Origin of the sequence: Erythrobacter litoralis (genome assembly GCF_029760855.1) — a bacterium.
Classification (GTDB): domain Bacteria; phylum Pseudomonadota; class Alphaproteobacteria; order Sphingomonadales; family Sphingomonadaceae; genus Qipengyuania; species Qipengyuania litoralis_A.
In genome coordinates this window covers 381,825-400,532 of record NZ_SOSI01000003.1, presented here as the reverse complement: position 1 = coordinate 400,532, position 18,708 = coordinate 381,825, and the positions used below count along the sequence as shown (strand labels likewise).

Annotated in this window: 18 protein-coding genes; 15 read left to right on the top strand and 3 right to left on the bottom strand. The window is 57.3% G+C overall.

Features of this window, described 5'->3' with window-relative positions:
* Window positions 1–17: 17 nt before the first annotated feature.
* Window positions 18–239: a hypothetical protein gene (locus E3U23_RS07645; protein ID WP_279350640.1), complete on the top strand. Its 222-nt coding sequence runs from the start codon at window positions 18–20 to the stop codon at window positions 237–239.
* A 364-nt stretch (window positions 240–603) separates the two neighbouring features.
* Here E3U23_RS07645 and E3U23_RS07640 read toward each other — a convergent pair whose 3' ends face one another.
* Window positions 604–1,020, bottom strand: coding sequence for a winged helix-turn-helix transcriptional regulator (locus E3U23_RS07640; protein ID WP_279350639.1), 417 nt, complete (start codon window positions 1,018–1,020; stop codon window positions 604–606).
* Window positions 1,021–1,043: 23 nt separating this feature from the next.
* Between E3U23_RS07640 and E3U23_RS07635 the strand changes: the two genes are divergently transcribed.
* The 8 genes from E3U23_RS07635 to E3U23_RS07600 all read left to right on the top strand — a co-directional run bounded on the left by E3U23_RS07635 (window position 1,044) and on the right by E3U23_RS07600 (window position 9,250).
* The gene (locus tag E3U23_RS07635; RefSeq protein ID WP_279350638.1) at window positions 1,044–2,180 is read left to right on the top strand and encodes an NADPH-dependent FMN reductase; all 1,137 of its coding nucleotides are present in this window, start codon (window positions 1,044–1,046) and stop codon (window positions 2,178–2,180) included.
* A 410-nt stretch (window positions 2,181–2,590) separates the two neighbouring features.
* Entirely contained in the window at window positions 2,591–4,123 is a 1,533-nt protein-coding gene (locus E3U23_RS07630; protein ID WP_279350637.1) for a S8 family peptidase, read from the top strand.
* Window positions 4,124–4,133: 10 nt separating this feature from the next.
* Window positions 4,134–5,453, top strand: coding sequence for a hypothetical protein (locus E3U23_RS07625; protein WP_279350636.1), 1,320 nt, complete (start codon window positions 4,134–4,136; stop codon window positions 5,451–5,453).
* Entirely contained in the window at window positions 5,450–5,791 is a 342-nt protein-coding gene (locus E3U23_RS07620; RefSeq protein ID WP_279350635.1) for a hypothetical protein, read from the top strand. The genes E3U23_RS07625 and E3U23_RS07620 overlap by 4 nt, the downstream gene beginning before the upstream one ends.
* Before the next feature lie 60 nt (window positions 5,792–5,851).
* Entirely contained in the window at window positions 5,852–6,298 is a 447-nt protein-coding gene (locus E3U23_RS07615) for a hypothetical protein (RefSeq protein ID WP_279350634.1), read from the top strand.
* A complete protein-coding gene (locus E3U23_RS07610; RefSeq protein WP_279350633.1) occupies window positions 6,252–7,478 on the top strand; it encodes a hypothetical protein in 1,227 nt (408 codons plus the stop codon). Before E3U23_RS07615 ends, E3U23_RS07610 begins: the two co-directional genes overlap by 47 nt.
* Complete coding sequence (dcd, locus tag E3U23_RS07605) at window positions 7,471–8,106, top strand: dCTP deaminase (RefSeq protein ID WP_279350632.1); 636 nt, start codon at window positions 7,471–7,473, stop codon at window positions 8,104–8,106. The genes E3U23_RS07610 and dcd overlap by 8 nt, the downstream gene beginning before the upstream one ends.
* A gap of 619 nt (window positions 8,107–8,725) precedes the next feature.
* Window positions 8,726–9,250, top strand: coding sequence for a hypothetical protein (locus tag E3U23_RS07600; RefSeq protein ID WP_279350631.1), 525 nt, complete (start codon window positions 8,726–8,728; stop codon window positions 9,248–9,250).
* A gap of 188 nt (window positions 9,251–9,438) precedes the next feature.
* Here the strand turns inward: E3U23_RS07600 and E3U23_RS07595 are convergent, their stop codons facing one another.
* Entirely contained in the window at window positions 9,439–10,008 is a 570-nt protein-coding gene (locus tag E3U23_RS07595) for a hypothetical protein (RefSeq protein WP_279350630.1), read from the bottom strand.
* A gap of 80 nt (window positions 10,009–10,088) precedes the next feature.
* On the opposite strand from E3U23_RS07595, the gene E3U23_RS07590 reads away from it, so the two are divergent.
* From E3U23_RS07590 to E3U23_RS07575, 4 genes are all read left to right on the top strand, one after another.
* Entirely contained in the window at window positions 10,089–10,823 is a 735-nt protein-coding gene (locus E3U23_RS07590) for a ribonuclease H-like domain-containing protein (protein ID WP_279350629.1), read from the top strand.
* A 171-nt stretch (window positions 10,824–10,994) separates the two neighbouring features.
* The gene (locus E3U23_RS07585; protein WP_279350628.1) at window positions 10,995–12,344 is read left to right on the top strand and encodes a hypothetical protein; all 1,350 of its coding nucleotides are present in this window, start codon (window positions 10,995–10,997) and stop codon (window positions 12,342–12,344) included.
* A gap of 35 nt (window positions 12,345–12,379) precedes the next feature.
* Window positions 12,380–14,566: a hypothetical protein gene (locus E3U23_RS07580; protein ID WP_279350627.1), complete on the top strand. Its 2,187-nt coding sequence runs from the start codon at window positions 12,380–12,382 to the stop codon at window positions 14,564–14,566.
* A gap of 74 nt (window positions 14,567–14,640) precedes the next feature.
* On the top strand, window positions 14,641–15,108 hold the full coding sequence (locus tag E3U23_RS07575) for a hypothetical protein (RefSeq protein WP_279350626.1): 468 nt from the start codon (window positions 14,641–14,643) through the stop codon (window positions 15,106–15,108).
* A gap of 40 nt (window positions 15,109–15,148) precedes the next feature.
* Here the strand turns inward: E3U23_RS07575 and E3U23_RS07570 are convergent, their stop codons facing one another.
* Window positions 15,149–16,594, bottom strand: coding sequence for a DUF2235 domain-containing protein (locus E3U23_RS07570; RefSeq protein WP_279350625.1), 1,446 nt, complete (start codon window positions 16,592–16,594; stop codon window positions 15,149–15,151).
* An 80-nt stretch (window positions 16,595–16,674) separates the two neighbouring features.
* On the opposite strand from E3U23_RS07570, the gene E3U23_RS07565 reads away from it, so the two are divergent.
* Complete coding sequence (locus E3U23_RS07565) at window positions 16,675–17,628, top strand: hypothetical protein (RefSeq protein WP_279350624.1); 954 nt, start codon at window positions 16,675–16,677, stop codon at window positions 17,626–17,628.
* A 205-nt stretch (window positions 17,629–17,833) separates the two neighbouring features.
* Window positions 17,834–18,682 carry a hypothetical protein gene (locus E3U23_RS07560; RefSeq protein ID WP_279350623.1) on the top strand — a complete coding sequence of 283 codons (849 nt, stop codon included), beginning with the start codon at window positions 17,834–17,836 and terminating at the stop codon, window positions 18,680–18,682.
* Window positions 18,683–18,708 lie beyond the last annotated feature (26 nt).

The following is an 18,708-nucleotide window of genomic DNA, read 5'->3' as shown; positions in this document are numbered from 1 at the left end:
AGAAGGCTCGAGGAATTATGAACTTCAATCGCACCGTGCGTGTCTGGCATCGCTGGCTCGGCCTGGTCTTCACATTGGCTGTGCTGGCCAATTTCGTCGCTATGGCGACCGTCGGAGAACCGCCCGCTTGGATTACCTATGCACCGCTTGGACCGCTAGCGCTCATCATCCCTTCGGGAATGTATATGTTCTTCAGATCTGGCGATCGTGGCCAAGTCGTGCGTGACAGAGGATTGTAATAATTCAATTCTCACGCAGGCTCTTCCTAGCGCGGTGCTGAAAGCTGACTTCACTTGCCCCCCTTATCGGACATTTCTAGGGCGCCCCGCTTGCTTCGGAGGCGAACGTCGTTGAGGCCTGATGCCTATGTCCGCTTTCGGGAACACAGAACTTGAGCCGGAACGTCCAAATTTGGGGCGCTGGGCCGCCGTTGAGTCCCATGCAACAAACGGTAAGTGATGAGCCGATTGGATATGCTTCATTCCGATTCGTTTCATCGAAGGCGTAAGTGCGCAAGGCGGCCATTCGACTTCCGACCCGAGACTGCGTTTACAACAGCGCATTCGAGATACCGTCAAAAATAGTCGAGCCGGACCGAACGCTTCATCGAGACGCTCTCGCGTTCCTCACATCATCAATCGTATCGGCGATGACGCTCTGGAGAATAGAGAGCGGTTTGTGGAACCGGGTTCCAAGAGAAGTGAGGGAATAAGTCACCTGAGGGGGAACCGTGGCGGTTTCGGATCGATTGACGAGTCCATTCAGCATCAACGACCGAAGGGTCTCCGCGAGCATCTTCTCACTGATGCCTTCAATGCGGCCGCGTAGCTGAAAGTATCTTGCCGGCCCCTCGCCCAAGATCAGGACGATCAGCATACCCCATCGTCCGGTGAGTGTGCGAAAGATTTCGAGACCTTCGCATTCGGCAGGAAAGCTGCTGTCGGTGCGTGTATCGGTTATGGACTTACCTCCAAGTGCGTTCTTGGCGCGTGACCCTGCGCCTGCCAGATATGGCTTCAATGTCCCAGAATTTGAGAGAAATTATGAGCGCTTCCGAACATCTCCCACATATACAGATCATTGTCGGTAGTGTCAGGCAGGGCCGGATGTCGAGGCCCGTCGCCGACTGGGTAATTGAGCACCTCCAGAAACGTGACGACCTGACCTGCGAACTCATTGATCTCGCCGATTGGTCTTTTCCCCAGTTTGACTTGCGGAAACCTCCAGCGATGGGAAATTATGAAGACAGACTGCAGATAGCGTGGGCTCGCACGATTTCGCGCGGCGATGCCTTTCTCTTCGTCAGCCCCGAATACAACCACGGTTACTCCGGAGTGTTGAAGACCGCACTCGATTACCTGATGGGGGAATGGCAGGACAAACCGGCGGCATGCGTAAGCTTCGGAAACGTGGGCGGCGCCCGGATGGTCGAAAACCTGCAGCAGGTCTGGGTTGAGCTCGGAATGATCCCGGCGTCACCCTCGACCCACCTTCTCGGTGCACACGGCAAGCGCAATGGCAACAAGTTCGTGGCTGAAGACAGCGATGGGAGAGCTCTCGATCGGACTGTCGCGCGGTTGGTCGATCATGTCCACCGGACCAAGAAGCAGGAAAGGGCTGCCAACGATCAGAAGTGGCCCCGCATTCTGGTTCTGGGTCTGGGTGAAAGGGCGATACACTCGGTGGTCTTGCCCCTACAGCTCAATGGCTGGTCAGTGAGCGGTATGACCGTGCCGGACGTGATTGCCAGAAGCCCTGACGCGCAAGACCTTGATGTGATCAGCTTCGGCAGAGGAGCGCTTGGTGTCGACGCTGACCAGCTGAAGAACAAGTTTGCATCGAGCAATCCGGAAGTTCGAATCGTCGAGACGTTTCTGCCTATCGCAACCAGGCAGGTTGAAGCAGCCTGTGACGCCTTAGAAGGAAATGCGCAGGCGCTGGATGCCGCGGTTGTGTCGCATATGGGAGACCACTTCGCTCTGAATGCTGAGATCGCCATGGAGACCCGTCTCGGAGTCTCCGCGTATACCATTGAAGGAACCCTTGCCTCGAAACGAATAGTCACGATTGAGACGGGACCCGGTCCGGTTCAAATCAAGTTGCCGGTCCCGAAACAGGATATTTCAGGTTTCATGATCGAAGCGGACGGTGCCGAGTTCGTCCACGTCCCCATCCTCTAGCAAAAGCATTCAATTGATGCGGCGCATCAAGCTGACATCATTAGAACCGTGGGGTCGAGGCGCTGGAGCTAAGCGCAGCAGATCCGGCATGCGACTCATCATCTTCAGGACGGGTGCGAAAGTGCGCGGAGTCTGGGATCTCACGATAGGCGTCGGTCGGCGAGAGGTGTCGCGATTGGCCGACCAACCGTATCTGGCGACGTCTCTTGCCGGAAGCAATGACAGTTTGATGAGGGAATGTCCGGTGTCCACGACCGCCGCGGACGGGTATCGAAATAAAAAAGGATCGTGAGTGCGAAAGAGAGCCTTCATGGCGCAACTCGACATCTCAGCGCATTTGGCCCAATGACTCGCCCGCAGACGATCCTGTCGCAAGACGTTTCCCGCGAGGGACAGCATTGGAGACAAGCATGTCAGATTTTGACGACAGGGACGATCTTGACGCTCGACTTGCGCCCTTCATGATATCTCCCAAGTTGATGGAGCGCTTCGCTCGCGATGACAGCCCACGTCGCAGAGGGGGAGCTTACGAGCAAAAATCGATGGCACCGAGAGGTGGCGAAAGTGATGATCGGTATTCAGACGAGGTCATAACGACGCCCGTCATAATACAACTCGATCCGAAGTTCGCCGCGGGACTGGATGAAGCGCGAGAACAAACAATCTCGATCCTCCGAGACATCGGTGTAAGTGGAAACCAGCTTCGCAAGCCTAATAGCCGCTACTACGTCTTCGCTGACCTGCAACTCGCCCAGTTGAACCGGCTCGCTTCGATGGACGGCCCGCAGCCCTTCGAAAAAATCTGGGAAGACGAGAACGTGAAGCCTCTTCTGCACAGGTCGTCGGCGACAGTGAAAGCCGATGCCTGCAGAGACACCTTCGGTGCCGATGGCCGAGACATCGTCGTGGCAGTGGCAGACAGTGGTATCGATGGCTCTCATCCGCACTTCTCGCTCTACCGGAACCTGGATTTGCCATCCGGCCTTGGCCACGCAGATCTGACTGGAGAGAACGGTGATCCACTGACCGACGAACTCGGTCATGGCACACATGTCGCGGGGATCATAGCAGGAGAGACCGACACGGATGCCTTCAAGGTGGTCAACCTGAGCAAGGCAAGATCCGATGGCAAGAAGGTCGAAGTCATCGAAGAGGCAGTGAGCGGCATGCGCATACTCGGCCTTGCACCCAAAGCGAAGATCGTCAGCCTCAAGGTCGTGTCGAAGAGCGGAGAAGGTCTGACGAGTTCTCTGATCGGAGCTCTGGAAAAGGTCGAGGAACTGAATGACTACGGTCGCGAGCACCGGATCCACTGCGTAAACCTGAGCCTAGGTTACTCCTTCGACGCCACTTGGTATTCTGCGGGGCAGTCTCCGCTTTGCGTGACCGTTGACCGACTAGTCCGAACCGGTGTTGTCGTTGTTGCGGCGGCAGGGAATGACGGTTCCGCCATGGTAGTGACCGAGGGACGGTCGACCTATAGGCGCATATCCGTTCAATCCATCAACGACCCCGGCAACGCACAGAATGCAATCACTGTGGGAGCCACGCATCGTGACTCGCCCCATACGCACGGAATTTCGTATTTCTCGTCTCGAGGGCCTACGACCGACGGGCGTCCGAAGCCCGATCTCGTGGCACCGGGTGAAAGGGTCATGTCGTGTGCTGCAGCAGGCTCACGCGAACTTGGTAGGCTCCTGAAAGCCAGTGCTTCCAAAGAGAAGAGCGATGTCGTCTATTTCCGTGACGATAGCGGAACGAGCGTGGCGGCACCCCATGTAACCGGCGCCGTTGCCGCCTTTCTCTCCAAGAAAAAGGAGTTCATCGGGAAGCCCGAGGAGGTGAAACGGATTTTCGCGGAAAGCTGCACCGATCTCGGCCGGTCTCGCGAGTTTCAAGGTGCAGGCCTTGTCGATCTCATGCGCGCATTCCAGTCGGTCTAGAGACGAACCCATGTCGGTGATCGCTGGACTTCCGTTTCACGAACTGCATGTCGATGCTTCAGGCAAAATCGCGACACCCGGTCTGCCGGCCTTCGATAACGGAGTGACCGATGTGATCTTCCTGAGCCATGGCTGGAAGAACGATCACGACGCGGCGACGAAACTATACACCGACCTAATTAGCAACATGGGCTCGATTGCCCCTCAAAGGTTCAAATCTCCAGAAGTTGCGATCGTGGGAATCTTCTGGCCTGCGTTCCGTTACCGGCCGGACATGACGCTACTGCCGATCGAACACCAGTCAGATGATGCTGGAGGCGTTGCAGGATTCAGCGACGACGAGATCGAAAACGAAAAGCTAGAGGCCTATGCCAAAGGCTTCGCAAGGCATATGGGGCTGGACGCAAACCACTTTGCCGCCCTGGCGATGAGGGCAGCGGATGGTGGAGAGGCTGCTGAAAGCTTTCTGTCAGATATCAGAAAGATCCTGCTCGAGGATAGTCCCGATGCCGAGGTGAAAAGGCAACACGCTGCGCTCCTGGAGGTGCCGGGAGACGAGCTACTGGAGATACTCGCTACCGGAGGCGAGCTCACGGTCCATGATCCGGCAAGCGGAAACGAAGAAACCTTGGCGGGATTCTCCGATCGCCGACGCGGCGGATGGTTTCGGCTTTCCGGAGCAAAGGCGGCAGTTGCTTCCATCCTGAACCAGGCGACCTACTTCGAGATGAAAAAGAGAGCGGGAACCGTTGGATCGCAGCTCGGCCTCCTGTTGAAGAAATCCGGTCTTTCCGAAAAGAGGATCCATCTGGTCGGCCATAGTTTCGGTGCGCGTGTCGTGACATCCGTTGCGAACGAAATGCCCGCGAACTCAATTTCCACCCTTGCGCTGCTGCAAGGCGCGTTCTCCCACAATGGATTTGGCCGACAGATCGGGGCTGACCTTCTTGACGGGCATTTTCGCAAGGTCGTTTCCGAGAAGGTCGTCTCGGGACCGGTGCTGGTCACTCATACGCACAAGGATACCGCTGTAAGTCTCTTCTACGCTGTCGCGTCGACTGCGGCAGGCGACGTCACCGCAGGTTTTACTGGAACATCGCTGATTGGAGGACCGGACGATCTTCATGGCGGGATCGGAGCGAATGGAGCGCTGAACCTCGACGAAAGCGAGGTCGTCGATCATTCCGTAATGAAAGGCGGACAGATCGGCCTGGTCCGCGGAAAGGTGAACAACGTCATGGTTGACGAGATCGTCTCAAACCACAACGATGTGACCAATCGCGAGGTGGCGGAACTCGTCGCATCGGCCATCAGCAAGACGATGACATGAAACTGCCTCAGATGAGCGCCCATCTGTCGGACAATGACCGACAAAAGGTTGGCGCCTACGCCGATGAGCTTGGCCTGGACGCTAGCGGCCTGCTCAATCTGCTGATACGTCGTGAATTGCGACTCAAGCGAAATCTCAAGGATGTCGCAAGCATTTCGACGAACTCGGGCTCAGCGAAGGTGACAGCTCATCGGGTCCCGGAAAAATATCAGAAGGCTTTCAGGCGTCATGCCAAGAAGGCAAAGTTGAGCGTTTCAGCGGCATGCCGAGGAATTCTTCTGCGAGAAGTGGATGCCAGAGAGCTGGCCCAATGGGTTGGAATGGGTGACTCAGCTTGAGTCAAACGTGTTTTGGAGCTAGTATTGGGAAAACGGAAAGAATGAAGCGAGACTGTCATCATGGCTGATACGGTGCTGTCCAAGTTCGCGATCGGAAGCCTCGCGCTCAAGTCAGCTATTCAGATGGAACATCTGCGTCGGCAGGAGAGGGCCAACCTTTCGCCGATAAGGTTGCTTGCGGACGCGCTCGACGAAACCACTCTCGAGCGATCCGATGGGTCAGAGGCCTACGGTCTGCGCGTCGGTTTTGTCGAACCCTACGCCAAGGTCTACATTTCGTCAGGAAAGACCGCAAGCAGTGAAGGCGATCTTCAGACCTTCATCGACGGAGCCGTGGGCAAGCTGCGCAGGGTTGCCGAAGAAGATGTCGATCCGGGTCATGAAGGCCTGTCAGAGATGGTGAAGCTCTGTCTCTTCCTGCACGAGGAATTCACTCAGTATCCGGTCGAGAGGGGCAGGGATGGTCGATCAGACGACAGTCTCGAAGCTGAGACTTGCCTACGCTAGGCGCCGGATTGACGCCTTTCTCGCGCAGATCGATCAGCTGAGAGCCAGCAGCTTTCCACACAAGGATTTCGAACTCGCTCTGGACGGGCTGGAAGAGTTCGCTCGGAACGAGGCGGCAAACCTCGAACTTCCTCCCAATTTCGATGAAGAGGTCATCGACAAGGCATGTTTCCAGATCATGGAAGTCGTGGAAAGGCACACGCATTTTCTCGGTTTCATCCTTCGATCGACGAACGTGCGAAATGCATTCGAGCTTCATGATCCGCTCCGTGCGCTCATCAGGAAGGTCATCGGCGATCAGGCGCGTGTGCTGATATCGGCCGAGTGGAACTTCATACCGTTCACATATCCGCGCAACATCGACAGTCTGCCAAACTTCGTTCTCATCGGAACCCCGGCGACAGACGCTGGCAACATGCTGGTCGCCCCGCTTGCCGGTCACGAAATCGGTCACTCGATCTGGACCAGACACGATTTCGCCGAGGATCTCGAACAGCGGATTCGCAAGGAAACCTCGCAAGTTCTCGAAGCCGACGAGGCGCGGACCAGAAGGCTTCTCGACGAATTCGGCATGAACGATCTCGGAATTTCCATCGTTCAGGACACTTGCGCAAAGCGCGCACTCAGACAGCTCGAGGAAATCGCTTCCGACCTGCTCGGTCTTCAGATCTTCGGTGCTTCCTATCTGTATGCCTACGAATACCTTCTGGCCCCTTCGGGCTATCCGCAGGACCTGAACTATCCGAGTGAACGAAAAAGGCTGCATATCTTGCAGGAGCAGTCGGAAGCGCTCGGAATTGAGGTCGATGGCGAGGTCTACGAACGCTGGAAGGAGAAGCCCGTCGATTCGAGAAGGAGGGACATGTTCTCAGTCGTGAACGAGATCGTCGATGCATGCATGATGCCGCTCCGGGCCAAGCTCACGAAAACCACAACCGAACTCTCCCTCGACGCACCAACAGATGAGGACATCGCGCCAGTCCTTTCCGCCTTCGAGAAGGGCGTGCCGTATAACGGAAAGGCTTCGCTGGGAGCGATAGCAACCGCTGGCTGGAACTACACGAGAAAAAGATCGGGTCTGGCCGGCGATGACGAGGAGAAGGAGCGTCGCCTGGTAAACGACCTGATGCTCAAGACCATCGAGGTGAACGAATACAACTCGCGGATTGCAAATGCTTAGCGTAGTCCAGATTTTCGAGCGACTGAATCCCGATGCGCCGGACAATTCGCGTATCTCGATCGTTCCAGCTCCCGACAGCACTCGAGCCGTCAATCGCGGCGGCACGTCCGTAGACCTCAGGCTGGGTCGCTGGTTCCGTTCCTTCCGACAATCACAGGATCGATACTACCCTCTCTATCATTCGACTGAGAAGCAAAGGTCCACCCATCGGCCGATGAACACGAAGGAGCATTTCGTGCCTTTCGGCGAAGAATTCGTGCTCCACCCGAACCGGTTCGTGCTCGGCGTCACTCTCGAATGGCTTAGCCTGCCGGCAGACCTCTCTGGATATGTCACCGGGAAGTCCTCTCTTGGCCGTCACGGACTGGTGATCGAGACTGCCGCAGGCATTCATCCACGCTTCTCTGGCTGCCTTACCCTCGAACTCGCGAATGTCGGCGAAGTCCCGCTTGTTCTCTCGCCCGGCATGGAAGTCTGCCAGATATTTCTGCACGAAACCGCCGCGGCTGACAGTGGCACTGTCGGCACGTTTTCCGGCAGACGCAAGCCATCAGTCGAGCTCCCCAAGAAGGACGAGATATTTGACCGATTGCATGGCAGGACTGTCGACGACAGTCCTGCAGAGTGATCGAACTGTCGCGATCGACATGACGTAGACAGGGGTTTCTGCCAATTCGTAGTCGAGATGTGGAACATGCAGGCGCTCGAGAACCGACCCGATAGGCCTCGGTCGATACGATCGGCATTAGCGAGCGACCCGCCGGGCTCCAATGCGCAGATCAGCCTACTCAGCGGAGGCAAATGCCGTTTGGCGAGCGGATAAAACATTTGGTGCCCAGTGTCGTGATAGCCGTCTTCGATGGCACCCAACCGGCTGGGCTCAACAGCAAGGTGCTGTTGAATTCGAACGTTCCGACGGACTGGGCTGTGCAACGCAAGCTATACGGGTTCCCCGAACCCGAGCGCGCCATCAATCCCCGGAATCTGTTCGGTCGCGGAATGTGGCCGATCCTTGGTGAGCCTTGAGCGAGAAAAAGCGCCAGTTGGATCGTTCGTCCACAAACCTGCGAGAAATCGTCTTCAACGATCAATCGTCCTCGAGCCGGAGACTCCGGGCTCCGGCATCATGCCTCGGAGGATCGCAGATCGGCATGATCTGTCTGGAAACTTCTTCAGAAGGAAGGGGGTGGCTCTCCTGAAGAGAGCGGAAAAGGACACGCGATCCCCGCGGTCCATGGAGAAGACATATGATCTACGACGAACAGCAGGTGAAACGCATCGCAAACTATCTCGCCGGCCTTGCCCACATCCTGGGTGGCGGACCGGGGCAATTCGCCGAATTCACAACCAAGGTCGACCTCATGCTGTGTGGCCCCCTGGCCAGTCTGGCTGGTCTCATGCACTTCGCCGAACAGGTCAGGGACTCTGGCAAGCCGCTGCTGTGGATCCACCAGTCGACGGACGCCCCACAGGTTCCCCAGATCGGCGTCGTCGTGGAGATCGCCGGCCAGATGCGCTTCTACGAGAACACCATGCTCTGGCTTGGCGAGAACGACGACCGGGCGGTGCTCGTGCCGGACGGCTTCAGCCTAGGGTGTTTGCGATTCGACGACGACCACCGTCTTCATCACGTAGCGGCTTCGCCAGCGACTAACTTCGAGGATGGCAAGGAAGGGATGGTGCGTGCCTGCAACCGGCTCGCCACGATCCAGCTCGAACAGTGGAACCGCGGCGACGTCTTCGACCTCCCGCAACGAGCCATCGCTGCCTGAAGGGAAGAAGCTGCCGGGTCGTCAGAAGGCGACCCGGCGTCGCTTGCTCGCCGAGTGATCTTCGTTGGTCGAATGCCCTGAGCATAACGAAACTGCGACCAAATAGCTGCCAGAACGTTCATGGCTCAGGTTAACCGATCGCAACCTTCTGCAAGGGAACTGCCGACGGTCCCCGAAACTGTATCCAATCAGTCGGATTCCCGAAGGGCGAGAACAACGCTGTTCCTGTCCACGCCGACTTCGTTGGCGAACGCAAGAGTGAAGGCATCCACCAAGGCAGAGACGTCGACGAGAATGTTCGCGTATGATCTGAAGCCGTTCGGCTCCGAGTGCGCGGAAAGCAATTCTGCATGGTCCCGCATGATGCGGCTGCCTTCAGTCAGGACTGCTTCTCGAGATCTGTAAATTCGCAGTTCCGATCCCGGCACTGCAATCGTTGCACGACCTTTACCGCGAACCGCAAGGTCGAGCGCCTCTTCAAGATCGGCAGATCCAAGTTTCAAAGCCTCGCAGGCCGCGTGGGTTGCCATGCCTGAATCCAGCATGGCGAACCCGACCGCAAGCCGAGCCGCCTCCCGTGGGCCATAGGACACATTGAACCCTCTTCCCCGTCGTTCGGGCAGCGGAATTCCATTCTTCTTGAACTGCTTCACGCGCGCGACCAGCCGCGTCTCGCTGTCTGCCTCCCACCCGAAGATTTCCTGCAGGACGCGCACCATGCCGGCACTGCCCACTCTCAGCTGGGCGGAATCCCTCACCACGAAAATTGCTCCGAAATCAATTCACGATCGAAAGGATACATTGAATGTCGTCATCCCAACTATGCAGGTCGGGCGTCATGCCTGACAGGATCTGCGTGCTGGATCTCGAGGTTTCTCCAGACCCCAGCGCTGCCATCCTCCTCAACTCGCGCAAACCAATCCGGGAATCAAGCTGGGCGGTCTCGAGAATAGATGTGGCAACAATCCTCGTTGCTGAGAGAAAAGGCCCGAAGTGGTCCGTCGATGATCTTCTCACGATAGTCGTGAGCGATGTCGAGATTGGCCACGTTGCGCAGCTGCCAACAGAAGAGGATCTTCTTCGAGAGCTCGTCCGGCATCTTCGACCACTCCAGCCCGATCGCCGACGAGACGCGAAGCTCGTGACCTACAACGGAGAGGCGTTCGATCTACCGATCCTTAGACGGCGGGCCATAGCGCATGGGCTTTTCGACAAGGCCGGTCTCCTGAACGCTCGCAGCTTGGGCTCCTTCGATGTCATGAGGCACCTCGCTGGCGGAAGGGGAGCAAGACATCCCAAGCTCAAGGAAGCAGCAGCAGCGCTCGGTATCCCCGCAACACATCAGGTGGAACGCGGACCTCGCCTCCAATACGATCCTCGCGCGGCCAAGTGCGAGACGGACGTGTGTGCCACGTTCCTTCTCTACGCATACGAGCTGGCAGCGGCATGCGGGGACGGAAGCGTCATCGCGACGCTGTGGAGAGCGCTGGCTGATCACATCGGATACGATCGGATGGTGCCGGGTCATCTAGCGCAATTCGCGCGGCATCCGCGGTTGAGGACCATGCCATGATAAGAAGCCAAGAAACCTCAGAGAAATGCAGTGTCACTCAACCCACTGAAATGATAGTGATTATGTAGGTCGAGTGTCACTGGCTCTTCCCGATTCGCAAAAAAATGACCGCTGGAACAATCTAGGCCTCAGCACGCTTGTAGATATCTATATCTCTACCACAAGCGTTTCATGGGTGACAGATTCAACATATTCCGCTTCGACCATCGCTGGTTTGTCTCGCTGGACGATCAGATCGATCAGCAGCTCACTCGAGCCGTGAACAAATCGCTGTCGAGGCTATCGAGGGCCTGCGAGCAGTCCAATATCACGTTCCTTCAGCAGTTTCTCAATTTCAAACTCCCGTCAGACGATAAGCCTGACGCTCTCATCGCCGAAGATTTCGCCTCCGGTCGAGAGCGCATCACGGCCTTTCTCGAGAATCAGGGCTTCGAGGTTCTGCCCAGTGACAGGGAGGATTTTGCCGATTGGGTCAATCCGGGTTCCGGCAGAAACTTCGGTCGGCTCTCAATGCATCTTTCGTCCCTACACCGGGTGTATCGCGATCTGGCGGACCAAGGACTTCGCTCGAAGGTTCTCCCGACCCACGTCGATGACTTCCGCGAATGGAGCACGACCGAGAAGAACGCCAGAAAGATCGCGATCTACGGAAATGATGCCGCAGAACGCGTGAAATACTCGGGCATGCAGTATGTGATGGCCAACCTGCCGAGTTACGCCATCAGGATCGAGGATCCTCGCGAACTCAAAGCCTTGATGATCTCTGCCGCGAGGGCTGACGATTGGTGCGCTTCTGCCTTTGCCCTCCTCAACGTCATCGGAGACGCGGGAGCGAGGTTCGCCGACGCTGCTCCGACAACCGCTCTGGACTGGTGGCTTGGGAGCAGGTTCGGCGACATCATCGAATGCCCCCTGAAAGGCTCGAAAGGCGAGCGGCGCGGGAGATTAAGGCTTTCACCAGCAACTCGGCGGTCGTTGATCGAAAACTTCGATGCCGATCCCCGACGGCCCAATTTCTGCGAGCTGCAAGCCATGGCAAGCGGCGGTCTGGCCGACAGTCTGAACGAGATATTCCTGTTTCCGTCTGCAGGACAATGTCCGTTCTCCTCGCATACTTTCATAAATGATTATGTCAGGCCGACAATGGAGCGACACGCCGTGCGCATCCGGTCAAGGTGCGGTCTGATTTCCTCGATCGCAACCTTGCATCGCCTTCGAGCAGCGAGCATTCAGTGCGCAGTGGAGCGAGCATTTCACGTTTTCGAGAAGCGTGGTTTCGACGACCGAAGCAGGATTCGTCTCGCCGAGGAAATCAACGCGATCAGTCGGGACCACCATATCTACTCGAAGAAGGCGTTCGCGAGATATCTCGGCGAGATCGTAGCGGAATTCGCCAAGAAGGGCCTGCGCGAGCGATCCGATCGACGAACTGCAGCCATCGATGATCAGACCATCTTCGACGGTCTTGTCCATCACAATGGGCAGGCCTCCGTCGCGCAGCAGAGAGCGGCGTCATTGTGAGCGATGTCAGATCCCCCAGCTCGAACTCAGGTGCAATGCAACCTTCACTTATGCCGAACTCAGCGCATCCAGCAGATGATGAGGCCATCGATGCCATTGCGCTATCCTGCCAGGTGTCGTCGTCCGGTTTCAAAGGGTTCATCAACGACGGCGTCGTTCCGAAGGAAACCCTTCCTGCCTTGCTGGGCGCCATCGCGAAGGCTGCAAATCCAGAAGAGACAAGGTCATCAGTCTACGACGCGGTTTGCAGTCAACGAGATAGCTTCGCTGACTACGCAGCGTTGAAGCAACACAGGGATCTCTCGAGATTCCTCGGCATCGACAGATATCATCCTAAGGTTCTCGTCGGAATCCACGAGCTCCTGGCGCCATTCGGCGAACCCAAGATGCGTGAGGTCGAGCAGCTCATCGATGTGGCAGACGGAAAATGGCGCTCATTCAAGAGGGACATGGCATCGGCAAGAGGCGTCCTGCCTGGCCTGCTTGATACCGAGCCACGCCGCGGTAGAGCCACCTTCGAAGAGCTCCTGATCAATCTGCCATTCGACCATCGGATGCTCAAGAACACGTGCGCCGACCCGGTGAGAGGGCATAGGTTTGATGACGTCGAGCCAAACTGGTGCGATAGCGCCTCCTCCCTCCGCACCTTCCGAGATCTCGCCGTAGTCGGAATGATCGTGCTCGCTGCCCGCGGCAAGAAAGCCTGCTGGATCAACCGGTTCATTCGCGCTCTGCGGAGGCTGGATATCCTCGCGACTATCTACTCCGACGAGCTCACCGACGATCAAGACCAATTGTCGAAGCTCTGCGAAATCTACGTTCAGCGCCCGGTTCACGGCGGAAGCTTCGACAGTGACCGAACGAGGGCGGATACGATTGCTTCCCTCAAGAGGGACATTCCCGCGATACATGATTTCTTGAGTCGTAAGAACTTCGATCCAATTCGGGGAGAACTTGATTTGATAGTGCCTCGCGAGATCAATCTCGGGACGGCCACGGGGATCTACAGCGAACTCAGAAAAAGGACGCAAGCCCAAGGTTGGGATGCCCGAAAGAAGGTCACCAACCCTCAGAACGATACCCTCAACATGCGTTTTCGTTCAATGAAGGCGAGATCGTCAGTCATGAGACTGATAGGCGATGCGATCAGATCGCGTGTCGCTGACGCGCTGGAAACCGGGCGCATTGTGGACTGCAATGTGGTCGTGCCCACCCTGGACGATCACGGCGTTCCAACTATCAGCCGACAAGTCGAGCTCTTCCGAATCTGGCCGACAGAGCTCGCCATGAAGCAGTTCGGCAAGAAGCCTCGCCGCTTCGCCCCTGATGCGCCGATCACGGAACACTACATCGTAGAACATGTCGGGACCGAACCTTTCGGGTCACATCCCGAAAACGAGACTTGGACGATCACTATTGCCAAGGCGCGTGTCCATGCGAAAGTCGCACGTGCCTCTGCCGAGGTCCAGGCTGCCAGACATGAAGCGATGAGACGCTTCAACCTTCCCGGCGGTCGTCCCACTCATCGCGGCCTTTGCGTTTTCGAACGCTGGAAGGCCCAACTTGCGATCGCAGCGAAAGCACGTGGGACTATTTTCGTGCAGGTGGAAGAGATCGAGGCAGCCGTCAGGCTCGCTGCCCTCGCATGCGAGATATCCGAGCAGTCGAGAGCGAGATTTGAAAGCATCGCGCAGTTGCGACCGAAGCGTTTCAAGAGGAATGACAAGGGCGCCGCCACACCGCGTCATTCACAAGACGTCCTCCCGAAGTGGACCAAAGGGGGCAATCCGCGATCCATAAAGCCGATGGAGATAAATATTTCCGAGGCAAGCTTGGATGAGATGGTGAGCATCTGCGAGTTGCACATGCGCGCGGCAGGGTTCGATAAATTCCCGGTCATGAAGCCGCTCAAGAGTTTTGAGTGGAAGATTCCGTCTGATCAGTATGCCTTTAGCTGGAACGGGCGAGTGCTCGACCAAGTCACAGTGTCACACTGCCTCGACCTGCTGCAGGCTGGGTGGAAAAGGCTGAGTGTGCATGATCTGCGTTATTGTTTGAGCGAAGAAGCGGCACTCGATGGCGAGAGTGAGTTCGTCGCTCAGAAAAGCCTCGGACACGCCTGCGAAAAGCATACGAAGGATTATCGATACAGCGTGCAGCTTGCTGCGGTCATGCAGGCCGAAATCGACCTCCGCAGGGACGGCACGGCGGGTGCATCATGAGCGCAAACAGGAACAGGCGCCCTTCGCATGGCAAGGTTTTCGCGTCTGGAAGAGAAAGGGCGGTCGAACTCGGTATGCCCAACGGACGTTTCGGCCCGACCGTCGCCCAATCGCGCCATTCGCAGGAGGAGTATCTCGACCACGTCAGAGCGGAAACGCTGGCACGGGTCACGCAGGCAATTGCTCGAATGGTAGCAGAAGGAGTTTTTCCTTCAGCACGTGCGGTCTCGAGACTGGCCGGTTGCTCTCCAAACCTTTTCGACAGCGCGCCAGTGCACGAAGTCTATCGCAAGTCACTGGCCGATGAGCAGCGCAGGTTCGTGGAACTGCATCCCGACGCTGGCATAACCGAAAACCGGTTCATCGATCATGCGATAAGAAAGAACGCATCGGGCCAGAAGGCGTCGTCTTCCAAGGAAAACTGCAAATGTGCCGTAAGCGCGCGGCTGCGGCGAGAGAACGAAGAACTCAAACGACGTCTCAAGGCCCTGCTGAGCGACCCCATGCCCTTGCGCGAAAAGTTCGACCCGGCAAGACGCTAGATGCCGGGACCATCCTGTCGGGATGCGCATTCGCCGGCAATCACGCCTCGGGCTCACCTTGCTCGTTCCGACCTTCGTTCTCCGGAAAATACCCTCTCGCCAAGTGATGCTCGCGAAGCTGCACGGGGCGGTAGCTTCGCGATTCGTCATGCTGCACGACCGGATGACTGGCCAGCCGTTCGACCACGCTCGGGTGGAGATCAGCTTCCGGATGAACCGACCTCAAACCTTCCGGCCAGGTGATCCTGAGGTTCGCCGGCAACCACTGCTGCCAGCCTGCTTCGGCAAGTGCCTTCCTTGCGTCGTGCTGCATTCCGGCAGGATCCGGCCACAGCCTCAATCGATGACGATCAAGCAGTATCGGATGCTCGAGTTCATCAAGTTGCTCGACCATCCATTCAAGAGCGATGTCGGACAGGCGCGACTCTTCCTCCGGATGGCTTCCGCCGATGTCCGAGTGGTTGCCGGCAAACCAGACCTGACGCAGCCAGGGAGGATCGAGGCCATCCATACGCTGCACATCATGTGAGTAGGCCCAGCCTGCGACAGGGAAATGCTTGCGGTTCTCGTCGATGGCGCGAGCATGGCGTGCATAGCTTACGTTGGTATCGAGGAAACGGTCGTAGTTCTTCATTCGCCAGACCGCATAATGGACCTGCTTGTCCCCTTGCTTCGGCCAGTCCTTGATGACCTTTCGCTGGCGCAGCCGCGTCATCAGCAGCTTGTAACCGATCCAGAGCACGGGGATCGCAAAGGCAGCGGTCAGCAGTGCCGATTTCCATATGAATGCGGCCAGAGCGACGAGCAGCACAAAGGTCAGCAGGCCGACGACAATGATGCTCAGCGCACGCCCGGCTCCGAGCGAGGCAACCGTGTCGAATACACCAACGAAGTATGGAGCGACGTTGCCCTGCTCCTCGCCGTCCAGTCCCTCTCCACAGCAGTCGTGCCGGGCCCGGAAGCGTCTGGCCTTCTCCTCCCGCTCCGCCTCGTATTTCTCGCGTGGATGGCCTGAACCGTGCTCGTAGATCTCGAAAACGGCCTCTTCGGCGAGTTCTCGAACCGCGCGTCCACCTCGCGGAACAGGTGACCCGTCCGGCATGCGTGACGGCACGCCGCACAGGTTCATGACGTTTGCCACGCAGCGCGCGGTATAAGCACCTCGACTGAACCCGAAAAGGTAGACGCGATCGCCTGGCTCGTAGGCCTTGATTATCGCCTCGTAACAATCCGCGATGTTGTCGCTGATCCCGGTTCCGAACGCCGCTCCGAAAATCCGCGAGATCTTCTGCGCCCAGTTTGCACCACTCTCCCCTGTGCCAAGGCCCGCATCGTAGAAAGCCACCTGATTGGATGGATTGATCTCCGAGTCCGCGCCAGGGCGGGAAGCCCTGTAAAGCTTATAGATGTTAGAGAGGCGCTGGTCGGGCTTGAGACCACCGAACTGCCCGGTTCCGTCCGAAAAGATTAAAATGTTCTTGCTCATTTGAGCTCGATACATGCAGATCAAAAGAGGAACAAGCTGGCGACGAAAAATCCCCTGCCGTTCAGTCAAGGAGAAACACGATGGTCGAGAAGAAGACCCCTCGCACCGCCGCCGAAATCATGAAGTCGGTGGAGCGTAACGCCGCGCGGAAGAAGAAGGATCGGGAAAGGCGCGCTGCCGAGGTTGCTGCGCGCAAACCGGGCGAAGGCTACGAATCGTGTATCGTGAGCTTCATCGATATCCTGGGGTTCCGCGATCTGCTGGCGACGCGGCACGCCGACGACATCGTGGAGATACTGCAGATGCTGAGGGAGTTCACGAAGCCGGACGAAAGGAAGCCGCGACGCATGAAGGATGCTCGCCTGCACAGCCGATCGTTTGCTGAATCGGTTTCCGACGCAGTCGTTCGTGTGCGGGTATTCGATACCCAGTATCGCGACGGCGCCTTCTTCCATGAAGTGCTTGACCTCCTCCATGCTCAGGTGCGCTGCGTCGGAAATGGCGTTCTGATACGTGCCGGCCTCACCATAGGAGATGCACATGTGGGGCTTGATGGCACGGGACCCGTGTTCGGTCCCGCGATGGTGCGTGCATACGAGATCGAAAGCAGCGAAGCCGTTCAGCCGCGCATCGTGGTCGATGAAGCGGCCTACGAGATGTTCGAGACAGACGCCCGGCTGCACAAGGAAGGACATTCATCCAAGGAAGAAGCTTCCTACGTCGACAGGATGCTTCGGCTGGATGGCGATGGGACCCGGTTCATCGATTACCTCTGCGCCAGCGAATCCGAATTCGATCACGCATTCGAATATTTCTCGTTCCTCGAACAACACGGCGAGCTTGTGCGAGAAAGACTGGCGGTCGCAGAGGGGAGGGTCAGGACGAAGTTCGAGTGGCTGGCCGCATACCACAACGAGGTCGTCGACGACGTTCGCAAGGAGTTCTCCGACGGCGTCCGGTCGGCCGAAGCCTTTGGAGTTGAGACGGGGCTGGATGCAGCTTCATACTTCGAGAACATGCGGGTGACTGCATGACGCATCTCGATAACAAACTGCGTTCCGATCAGGAGGTTCAGCTCTCCCTTGCGATTACTCAAGGCGGCACCAATCTCATGCTGTGGCAGTTGCCACCGTTAGCCGAAATGCCCGCACAGCGGCGGCTTTCGTATCGCACACGGGAATCGCGAGATAGGGCGCATTGAACATACGCGATGATAGAAGACTTGCAGATGCCGTGCTCATGTTCGCTCCTGAGCGCTGGGGGCAAGTCGAGCGCTTTGCGAATCTTCATTCGGGAACATACAGCTTCACCGCTCGCGAGAGCAGTGCTCTTTCAGGCGTATCTGCGCACTTCGAAAAGGCACAGATCTTCCTCGCACTTTCCGACGAGCTAAAGTTAGGTCTGATGCTGGATCGTGACGAATTGAATGCTCACGGGTTCACCCCGGCCAACCACTCGCGGAAGATGGCAGCGGTCGTCGAAGCGTTCGTCGCGGAACTCTATTCGTCCATAGATTGCACTGCGCAGGTTCTGCGTGCCGTTTTCGGTCGCGAAACCCGCGGTTTCAGATCGTCGACCAGCTACCTTTTCACGAACTGGGACAAGATCGACGGCCTACCCCAGGCTATCACGGATGCGATCAGGGAAGCCGAATGGTATCTTCCTCTGCGTTATCTTCGCGACGAGCTCACGCATTGTGCCACAGGGCACTGTCGGCTCGATAACGAGACAGAGCTCGTCGGCTACGCGCATTACGGCATGAAGAAGGGCGACAAGCCTCTCATCTACGACGACATTCTTCGCACGATGAAGGAGAATCTGGATGCGGTGAACCTCTTCCTCGGCCAGATCTTTCACTATCTGGTGACCACTTTCGGGGACACTCCGGTGCCGCAGGTCTGTGGAATGACAAGGGGCCGCATACTGATGCGGGATGTCGTGCCTCTAGAGCCGCTCAGCTTCGATAGTGGCACCTGCAAGTCGTGGCACTGGTTCGAGCTTCCTGAAAATCCGGATTGTCCATTCGCTAGGCAATGCGGTGCCTACGCGCGGACGAAGGATTGCGATCCGCCCGAAATCTGCTCGTAGAAAAAGCTCCCGAAATCGGATGCCCT